Source organism: Streptomyces sp. NPDC048352 (assembly GCF_040651895.1).
In the GTDB taxonomy this organism is placed as follows: Bacteria; Actinomycetota; Actinomycetes; order Streptomycetales; family Streptomycetaceae; genus Streptomyces.
Window position 1 is genome coordinate 88,707 of the sequence record NZ_JBEZKZ010000020.1, and the last position, 8,673, is coordinate 97,379.

Annotated in this window: 11 protein-coding genes; 8 read left to right on the plus strand and 3 right to left on the minus strand. The window is 73.2% G+C overall.

What is annotated here, in order from left to right; translation table 11 throughout:
* Nucleotides 1-101: 101 nt before the first annotated feature.
* From tsaB to AB0D45_RS13820, 5 genes are all read left to right on the plus strand, one after another.
* Complete coding sequence (gene tsaB, locus AB0D45_RS13800) at nucleotides 102-779, plus strand: tRNA (adenosine(37)-N6)-threonylcarbamoyltransferase complex dimerization subunit type 1 TsaB (protein ID WP_361597774.1); 678 nt, start codon at nucleotides 102-104, stop codon at nucleotides 777-779.
* The gene (rimI, locus tag AB0D45_RS13805) at nucleotides 776-1,297 is read left to right on the plus strand and encodes a ribosomal protein S18-alanine N-acetyltransferase (RefSeq protein WP_361597777.1); all 522 of its coding nucleotides are present in this window, start codon (nucleotides 776-778) and stop codon (nucleotides 1,295-1,297) included. The genes tsaB and rimI overlap by 4 nt, the downstream gene beginning before the upstream one ends.
* On the plus strand, nucleotides 1,290-2,417 hold the full coding sequence (gene tsaD / locus AB0D45_RS13810) for a tRNA (adenosine(37)-N6)-threonylcarbamoyltransferase complex transferase subunit TsaD (protein WP_362458176.1): 1,128 nt from the start codon (nucleotides 1,290-1,292) through the stop codon (nucleotides 2,415-2,417). Before rimI ends, tsaD begins: the two co-directional genes overlap by 8 nt.
* Nucleotides 2,414-2,689, plus strand: a complete 276-nt coding sequence (locus AB0D45_RS13815) for a hypothetical protein (protein WP_362458179.1) — start codon at nucleotides 2,414-2,416, stop codon at nucleotides 2,687-2,689. Before tsaD ends, AB0D45_RS13815 begins: the two co-directional genes overlap by 4 nt.
* Before the next feature lie 70 nt (nucleotides 2,690-2,759).
* A complete protein-coding gene (locus AB0D45_RS13820; RefSeq protein WP_362458182.1) occupies nucleotides 2,760-3,422 on the plus strand; it encodes a hypothetical protein in 663 nt (220 codons plus the stop codon).
* Nucleotides 3,423-3,506: 84 nt separating this feature from the next.
* On the opposite strand, the gene AB0D45_RS13825 is transcribed toward AB0D45_RS13820, so the two are convergent.
* Nucleotides 3,507-4,706, minus strand: a complete 1,200-nt coding sequence (locus tag AB0D45_RS13825) for a methyltransferase domain-containing protein (RefSeq protein ID WP_362458194.1) — start codon at nucleotides 4,704-4,706, stop codon at nucleotides 3,507-3,509.
* A 150-nt stretch (nucleotides 4,707-4,856) separates the two neighbouring features.
* Here AB0D45_RS13825 and AB0D45_RS13830 point away from each other — a divergent pair, with 150 nt between their 5' ends.
* Together AB0D45_RS13830 and AB0D45_RS13835 are read left to right on the plus strand one after the other, a co-directional pair.
* Nucleotides 4,857-5,723, plus strand: coding sequence for a polysaccharide deacetylase family protein (locus AB0D45_RS13830; RefSeq protein WP_361597789.1), 867 nt, complete (start codon nucleotides 4,857-4,859; stop codon nucleotides 5,721-5,723).
* The gene (locus AB0D45_RS13835; RefSeq protein ID WP_362458185.1) at nucleotides 5,720-6,607 is read left to right on the plus strand and encodes a polysaccharide deacetylase family protein; all 888 of its coding nucleotides are present in this window, start codon (nucleotides 5,720-5,722) and stop codon (nucleotides 6,605-6,607) included. Before AB0D45_RS13830 ends, AB0D45_RS13835 begins: the two co-directional genes overlap by 4 nt.
* 105 nt (nucleotides 6,608-6,712) lie before the next feature.
* Here AB0D45_RS13835 and AB0D45_RS13840 read toward each other — a convergent pair whose 3' ends face one another.
* Nucleotides 6,713-7,762, minus strand: a complete 1,050-nt coding sequence (locus AB0D45_RS13840) for an aldo/keto reductase (protein ID WP_362458197.1) — start codon at nucleotides 7,760-7,762, stop codon at nucleotides 6,713-6,715.
* 76 nt (nucleotides 7,763-7,838) lie between these two features.
* Complete coding sequence (locus tag AB0D45_RS13845) at nucleotides 7,839-8,159, minus strand: helix-turn-helix domain-containing protein (RefSeq protein ID WP_361597795.1); 321 nt, start codon at nucleotides 8,157-8,159, stop codon at nucleotides 7,839-7,841.
* Between the two features lie 105 nt (nucleotides 8,160-8,264).
* On the opposite strand from AB0D45_RS13845, the gene AB0D45_RS13850 reads away from it, so the two are divergent.
* The gene (locus AB0D45_RS13850) at nucleotides 8,265-8,573 is read left to right on the plus strand and encodes a putative quinol monooxygenase (protein ID WP_362458188.1); all 309 of its coding nucleotides are present in this window, start codon (nucleotides 8,265-8,267) and stop codon (nucleotides 8,571-8,573) included.
* Nucleotides 8,574-8,673 lie beyond the last annotated feature (100 nt).

Sequence of the window (8,673 nt, forward strand, 5' to 3'; positions counted from 1 at the left end):
TCTCTGCCGAACGTGGCTGAGTACCCGGTCGAAAGGTAGCAGCCGGTCCCCGCCCCGACCGGCCGCAAGGCCCCGGGTCCGAGGAGTCGTAGGCTGTTCGCGTGCTCTTGCTCGCCGTAGATACCGCCACGCCCGCCGTCACCGTCGCCCTGCACGACGGGGAGTCCGTGCTCGCCGAGTCGAACCAGGTCGACGCCCGCCGCCACGGAGAGCTGCTGCTGCCCTCCGTGGACCGCGTCCTCGCCGAGGCCGGGGTGAAGCTCGAAGCCGTCACCGGCATCGTCGTCGGCGTCGGCCCCGGCCCCTACACCGGGCTGCGCGTCGGCCTCGTCACCGCCTCCACCTTCGCCGCCGTCCTCGGCGTCCCGGTGCACGGACTGTGCACCCTCGACGGGCTCGCGTACGCCGCCGGGGCCGCCGGGATCGAGGGCCCCTTCACCGTCGCCACCGACGCCCGGCGCAAGGAGGTCTACTGGGCGCGGTACGAGGACCCGCGCACCCGCGTCGGCGAGCCCGCCGTGGACCGCCCGGCCGACATCGCCGACCGCGTCGCCGGCCTCCCGGCGGTGGGCCAGGGCGCCGCGCTGTACCCGGACGTCTTCCCGGACGCGCGCGGCCCCGAGCACCAGTCGGCCGCGGCGCTGGCTGCGCTGGCCGCGGAACGGCTGGCGGCCGGGGCGGCGTTCGAAAACGCCGAGGGCATGCCTCCGACCCCCCTCTACCTGCGCCGCCCCGACGCGCAGGTGCCCAAGAACTACAAGGTGGTCACCCCGCAGTGACCGCCCCGACCACGGTGCTCCGCGAGATGCGCTGGTGGGACATCGAACCGGTGCTGGAGCTGGAACACGAGCTCTTCCCCGACGACGCCTGGTCGGCCGGGATGTTCTGGTCCGAGCTCGCCCACGCGCGCGGCCCCGCGGCCACCCGCCGCTACGTCGTCGCCGAAGAGCCGGGCACCGGACGCCTCGTCGGCTACGCCGGACTGGCCGCCGCGGGCGACCTCGGCGACGTACAGACCATCGCGGCCGCCAAGGACCAGTGGGGCACCGGCCTCGGCGCCCGGCTGCTCACCGACCTGCTGCGCGCCGCGACCGCCTTCGAGTGCGCCGAGGTGCTGCTGGAGGTCCGCGTGGACAACACCCGCGCCCAGCGGCTCTACGAGCGGTTCGGCTTCGAGCCGATCGGCTTCCGGCGCGGCTACTACCAGCCCGGCAACGTCGACGCGCTCGTGATGCGCCTGACCGACCCGGCACAGACCAGAACCGAAAACCCTGAGAGCAGTGAGAGCAATGGCTGACGAACCGCTCGTCCTCGGCATCGAGACCTCCTGCGACGAGACCGGCGTCGGCGTCGTCCGCGGCACCACCCTGCTGGCCGACGCGGTCGCGTCGAGCGTCGACGAGCACGCCCGCTTCGGCGGGGTCGTGCCCGAAGTGGCCTCCCGCGCGCACCTGGAGGCGATGGTCCCCACCATCGAGCGCGCGCTGAAGGAGGCCGGGGTCAGCGCCCGCGACCTCGACGGCATCGCGGTCACGGCGGGTCCGGGCCTCGCGGGCGCCCTGCTCGTGGGCGTCTCGGCGGCGAAGGCGTACGCGTACGCGCTCCGCAAGCCGCTGTACGGGGTGAACCACCTGGCCTCCCACATCTGCGTCGACCAGCTGGAGCACGGGCCGCTGCCCGAGCCGACCATGGCGCTGCTGGTCTCCGGCGGGCACTCCTCGCTGCTGCTGGCCCCCGACATCACCAGCGACGTCCGGCCGCTGGGCGCGACCATCGACGACGCCGCCGGCGAGGCCTTCGACAAGATCGCCCGCGTGCTCCAGCTGGGCTTCCCGGGCGGTCCGGTCATCGACCGGCTCGCCCGCGAGGGCGATCCCACGGCGATCCACTTCCCGCGCGGTCTGACGGGGCCGCGCGACGCGGCGTACGACTTCTCCTTCTCCGGCCTCAAGACGGCGGTGGCCCGCTGGATCGAGGCCAAGCGCAAGGCGGGCGAGGAGGTGCCGGTGCGCGACGTGGCGGCGTCCTTCCAGGAGGCCGTGGTGGACGTGCTGACGCGCAAGGCGATCCGCGCGTGCAAGGACGAGGGCGTGGACCACCTGATGATCGGCGGCGGCGTGGCGGCCAACTCCCGGCTGCGCTCGCTCGCGCAGGAGCGCTGCGACGACGCGGGGATCATCCTGCGGGTGCCGCGGCCCAAGCTGTGCACCGACAACGGTGCGATGGTCGCGGCGCTGGGCTCGGAGATGGTCCGCCGCAACCGGCCGGCCTCCGACTGGGACCTGTCGGCCGACTCCTCGCTGCCGGTGACCGACCCGCACGTGCCGGGGACGTCCGCCGAGCACGGCCACCCGCACGGTCACGGCCATGACCACGACCACGTGCACGAACTCAGCAAGGACAACCTCTACTCGTGAGCACCGTCGCGCTGATGTGGGAGGCCCGGGCGGCCGACGGGCGGGGCAACGAACTCCTGGAATGGGCCCGGGCGCAGGTCCTGGCCCGGGAGCCGGCGCGCCGCGAGGTGCTGCGCGCCCCGCACGACCGGGTGCTCGTGATCACCTGGTGGGACGCCCCCGAGGGCCTGGCGGCGGAGCTGCCCGAACTGCCGGAGCCGGCCGCGGACCTGATCACCCGGGCGGTGCACCGCTGGCGGTTCGAGTCGGTGGAGGCCACGGGCGCGGCCTGAGGCTCCGGTCGGGGCGGTGGTCGAGGCGGGCTGCGGTGAAGCTCGAAGGGCCGCCGCTAGGGTCATGTCCATGTCCCCCAGCCGTGAGCTCCCGCCCCCGCCGCCGCCCGCGCACCTGCGCGAGTGGCTGGACGAGGACGCCGTACGGGCCGACCGCGCGCGTTTCCTCGAAGAGCTGAGCCGGCGCAGCATGGGCCTGGGGCGGCTGCTGGCGCTCTGGGGCGTCGCGGCGGCCTTCGCGCTGGGCTGGGCCCTCGTCGGGCTGGCCGTGACGTCCTTCGCGGCCGGCGGGCCGCCCGGGTACCTCGCCGGCGCCGTCTGCGCGGTGGCCGGGCCGGCTGTCCTGGGAGGCGCGGGGCTCTGCTTCGCGCGGGGCGCCCGGCGGGAGCGGGAGGTGCGGCAGCTGCTGTGCGCCTGGGTCCTGGCGGGCCGGGACCCCGAGGCGGACGCCCGGCTGCGCGCCCCGGCGCGGAGCCTGGTGTGGCTGGCGGCCTCGGGGGCGCTGGGCGCGGCCGGGCTCTGGCTGGCCTTCGCGCCGGCTGCGGGGGCGTGGCCGGGCACGGACACGTACGGGGAGGTGGCGTTCTCCACCGGATTCGGCATGATCCTGTGGATCACCGCCCTGCTGGGGCTGGCCAAGGCCGCCACCCACCACCGCTGGACGCACGGCCCCGCCCCGGAGTTCCAGCCCCGCCGGCGCCGGTCGGCAGAATCCAGCCCCGCCGGCGTGTGAGGCGCAGGGGTCCGGGGGCGGAGCCCCCGGAAAGTCCGGGCGCAGCCCGGGGCCGCCTGCGCGGCGGCGCGGCAGCGTGACCCGTCACCCCCGGCCAGGGGAAGGGTGGCCGATCAGCATCGACGGGGCTCCCGCCACCCGCGTCAGGAAGACCGTCGCGGAGTTCGGCCCCTGCGGCTTGACCTTCTTGCGCAGTTCCTCCGGCTCGATCGCGGACCCCCGCTTCTTCACCGTCAGGATCCCGACCTCCCGCTCGCGCAGCAGCGCCTTCAGCTTCTTCAGCCCGAACGGCAGCACGTCCGTGATCTCGTACGCCGTCGCGTACGGCGTCGCGCGCAGTTCGTCGGCGGTGATGTACGCGATGGTCGGGTCGATCAGCCGGCCGGCCAGCTGCTCGGCCACCTCCGCGACCAGGTGCGCGCGGATCACGGCCCCGTCGGGCTCGTACAGCCAGCGTCCGACCGGCCCGGCCTGCGGGTCCGGCAGCGGTTCGGCGGTCTCCAGGCCGCGCGGCCCCGGCAGCAGGGTGGCCCGTACCGTCCCCGGGGCGGTGCCGAACCACAGCACGGCCTCCTTCACGTCCCCGTGGTCGGAGATCCACTCGGCCTCGGCCTCGGCCGGGACCGCCTCGTGCGGGATCCCGGGCGCGATCTTGATGGCGGCGTACCGGGCCGCACGGGCCGTCTCCACCGCCCAGGACAGCGGGGGCGAGTACGCCTCCGGGTCGAAGACGCGGCCGCGCCCTCCCCGCCGCGCGGGGTCGATGAAGACGGCGTCGCAGGAGGACACGTCCACCGCCGTCACATCGGCCTCGCGGACCTCGATCAGGTCCGCCAGCCTCAGCGCGTCGGCGTTGGCGCGGGCCACGGCCACCGTCAGCGGGTCGCGGTCCACGGCCAGGACCCGGATCCCGCGCCGGGCCAGGGCCAGGGCGTCCCCGCCGATCCCGCAGCACAGGTCCGCGACGCTCCGTACGCCCAGCTCCGCGAGCCGCTCGGCGCGGTACGCGGCCACCGCCGCGCGGGTGGCCATCTCGCCGCCGCCCGGGGTGAAGTACATGCGGAACGCGTCCTCGGCCCCGAACTTCGCCACCGCACGCTGCCTCAACCGGGCCTGCCCCAGCGCGGCCGACACCAGCCCGGCGGGGTGCTCGCGGCGCAGCCGGGTGGCCACGGCGAGCTCCTGGGCGGGGTCGTGGTCGCGGAGCGAGTCGAGGAGAGCGCGGCCCTCGGGGGTGAGGAGCGCGGCGAAGTCTTCGGGAGTCACCGCTCCATTGTGGGCCAGCCGGTGGAAGGCAGGGCCCGGGCCGTGGTGTCGTCCGGGGCGCGGCGCCGCGCGGTGCGAGGATCCGCTGCTATGCAGCTTGTACGACAAAAGGGAAATACTGCGCAGTTTGGTCACCGGCTCGCGGGACGCCCGCGCGGCCGGTACGGGGTGGCCCTGGCCGCACTGCTCGTCGCCGCCCTGGGCACGGGCTGCGGCTCCGCGGAGCCCGCCAAGCCGGCCAAGGGCAAGCCCGGCGCCGCCGAGGCGGGCGGCGCGGCGGGCGCGCTCGCCAATCCGGCCGAGGAGCTCAAGGCCGCCCAGCAGGCCCGGATCGCCGCCGCGAAGAAGTGGCGGCTGGCCAAGCCGCCGCTCCTGGCCCCCGCCGCGCCGAAGACGAAGCCCGAGATCACCACCCGCGAGGGCTTCGAGGTCGAGGACCAGGACGAACTCCCCCCGGTCTTCACCACCGTCCCGACCGAGGACAAGGTCGTCTTCCTGACCGTGGACGACGGGGCCGAGAAGGACCCCGAGTTCATCAGGATGATGCGGGAGCTGAAGATCCCGTACACGGCGTTCCTCAGCGACTACCTCGTACGCGACAACTACCCCTACTTCAAGGAGATGCAGGCGGCGGGCGTCACCCTGAACAACCACACCCTCAACCACCGCTACATGCCCGGGCTCTCGTACGAGCAGCAGCGCGAGGAGATCTGCGGCCAGCAGGACACCATCCAGAAGCAGTTCGGCAAGCGGCCCTCGCTCTTCCGCCCGCCGTACGGCAACTACAACCAGGACACGCTGCGCGCCGCCAAGTCCTGCGGCATCAAGGCGGTTCCGCTGTGGAACGCCGAGGCGTTCGTGAACCGGATGGACTACCGCGAATGGGACCGCGACCTGCACCCCGGTGACATCATCCTCACGCACTTCCGGGGCCGGGAGGACTGGAAGGGCACGATGCCTGACATGATCCGTCATGTCATGAAGACCGTCACGGACAAGGGATATGCCGTGGCCCGCCTGGAGGACTACTTGTGAGGTACGCGCGCCGGTTCGTAGCCGGGACGCTGACGGCCGGCGCGCTCGCGCTGTCCCTGACGGGATGCGGGAACAGCGTGGATCCCATCGAACGACTGGGCCGCAAGACCGCGCAGGACACCGCTTCCCCGTCGGCCTCCCCGTCCGTGCCGGCCCCCGCGGCGAGCTCCGCGAAGGCCGGTACGGCGGGGGACGAGGCCTACCGGAAGTGGGGTCTGACGGCCCCCGTCCAGTACGCCCCCAAGCCGGCCCAGAAGCCCCAGCTCCCCAAGGCCGCCCCGGGCAAGGCGGCCGTACTGGACCGAATACCCGTCGCGCCGACGGAGAAGGTCGTCTTCCTGACCTTCGACGACGGCGCCGAGAAGGACCCCGAGTTCCTGAAGATGGCGGCGGACCTGAAGCTGCCGATCAGCATGTTCCTGACGGACAACGTGGCTTCCGCGGACTACGGGCACTTCGAGCAGCTGCGCGACAACGGCTCCGGCAGCACGATAAACAACCACACCCTGACGCATCCGAACCTGCGCACCCTGCCCTTCGCGGCGCAGAAGAAGGAGATATGCGGCCAGCAGGAGCGCCTGGAGAAGCGCTTCGGCAAGCGCCCGCGCCTCTTCCGGCCCCCGTTCGGCAACTACAACGACGACACCCTCAAGGCCGCCGCGGAGTGCGGGGCCCCGACGGTCGTCCTGTGGCGGGCGTCGATGCAGATCAACGACTTCCAGTACGCGGAGGGCTCCGCCCTCAAGCCGGGTGACATCATCCTGGCTCACTTCCGCGGCCGCTCGGAACTCAAGGGCGCGACCGAGACCCAGATGACGACGCGGATGCTCCAGCGGATACAGGAGCAGGGCTACCGGATCGCCCGGCTGGAGGACTACCTGTAGCGCGGCCGGGCCCGGGGCACCTCCGCGAGTGGGACACCCCCTAGCCCACACCGGTGGTCGTCGTCGTGCTTCCGTGGGAGCGGTGGAGCGCCCGGCGGCGGGCGGCTAGCCGGCGGAGCGGTCGGTGAGGGGGCGGCGGCGCTGGGCTGGGTCGGTCAGGGCCAGCGGCTGCCATACGCCGTCCGGGTGGTAGAGGTTGGTGCCGGGCGGCACGATCTCGTCGATCCGGTCCAGCACCGCGTCGTCCAGGACCAGGTCCGCCCCCTTGAGCGCGGCCTCCAGCTGCTCGGCCGTCCGCGGACCGATGATCACCGAGGTGACGGCCGGATGCGCGAGCGGGAAGGCCAGGGCGAGTTCCGGCACCGTGCGGCCGATGCCGTCCGCCACCTCGGCCAGCTTCTCTACGGCCTCCAGCTTGGCGACGTTCCCCGGGATCGAGAGGTCGAAGCGCGCGGGATGCAGCGCGGCGCGGCCGGTCGTCATGTCGATGTCACGGCCCAGCCGGTGCTTGCCGCTCAGGAAGCCGGAGGCCAGCGGGCTCCAGGTCAGCACCCCCATGCCGAAGCGCCGGGCCGTCGGCAGCACGTCCCGCTCCACGCCGCGCGCGAGGATCGAGTACGGGGGCTGCTCGGTGCGCAGCCGCGGCAGCCCGCGCCGCTCGGCCACGTGGTGCGCCTCGGCGATCTGTTCGGCGGGGAAGGTGGAGCAGCCGAACGCCCGGATCTTCCCGGCCCTGACCAGGTCGCCGAGGACGGACAGGGTCTCCTCGATGTCGGTCGAGGGGTCGGGCCGGTGCACCTGGTAGAGGTCGATCCAGTCGGTGCCGAGCCGCCCCAGGCTCTCCTCCACGGCCCGGGTGATCCAACGGCGCGAGTTGCCGCTGCGGTTGCGGCCCTCGCCCATCTGGAAGTGCACCTTGGTGGCCAGCACGACGTCGTCGCGCCGCCCCTTGAGCGCCTTCCCGACGATCGTCTCGGACTCGCCGGCGGAGTACATGTCGGCGGTGTCCACGAAGTTGACGCCCTGGTCGAGGGCGGTGTGGATGATTCGTACGCAGCCGTCGTGGTCGGGGTTGCCCACCGCGCCGAACATCATCGTGCCGAGGCAGTACGCACTCACCTCGATGCCGGTCCCACCCAGATTTCGGTATCGCATGGTCATACCGGCGGACCCTAGGGCCTGGAGCGCACTCCAGGTCAACCCCCGGCCGCCCGTCCCGGGCCGGCAGGGGTCAGGTGGCTGCGGGTTCGGACGCCAGGATGGCCAGAAGGCCGGGGAAGCGGGACTCGAGGTCGGCTCGACGCAGGGCCGCCATCCGGCTGTTGCCCCGGTCGACCTGGTGGATCAGGCCCGCCTCGCGCAGGGTCCGGAAGTGGTGGGTGACCGTCGCCTTCGAGACGGGGAGCGCGAACGAGGCGCAGGTGCGCGCCGTCCCCTCCGGGGCGGTGGCCAGCTCGCGCACGACGCGGCGGCGCAGCGGGTCGGCGAGCGCGGCCAGGACCTTGCCGAGCTCGATCTCCTCGACGGCCGGGTGGCCCTCGTCGTCGGGCATGGTGGCGACCTCTTCCCTCAGGTATGGATTGGATCTTACCTGCGGTGGCTGCTACCGTCCGGCAGGTACGAATCCAGTCGTACCTACTGATGGGGGAGAACTCCGATGGACCAGCTCGTCACGGTCATGGGCACCGCCCGCCCCAAGCCCGAACGCGCCGCGGAGCTGATGCGGTTGCTGCTCTCCTTCGTGGAGCCCACCCGCCAGGAGCCGGGCTGCCTCGAGTACCACTTCCACGAGGACCGGGAGGAGCCCGGCGTGTTCGTCTTCTACGAGGTGTGGCGCAGCCGGGCCGACCTCGACGCCCACCTCGCCCTGCCGCACCTGCGGGACTTCTGGGAGCACCGGATGGACTACCTGGCCACGGACCTCGAACTCCGCTTCCTGGAGATGCGCAGCCCCCACGGCCACTAGGGGGTGTCCGCAAAGTCCCGCCTGCCCTGCGACGCCTGGCACCGCACCTCGCCGCGTTGTCGGGCCCGCCCGAGTACGTCCAGTACGCGGGCGGCCCTCC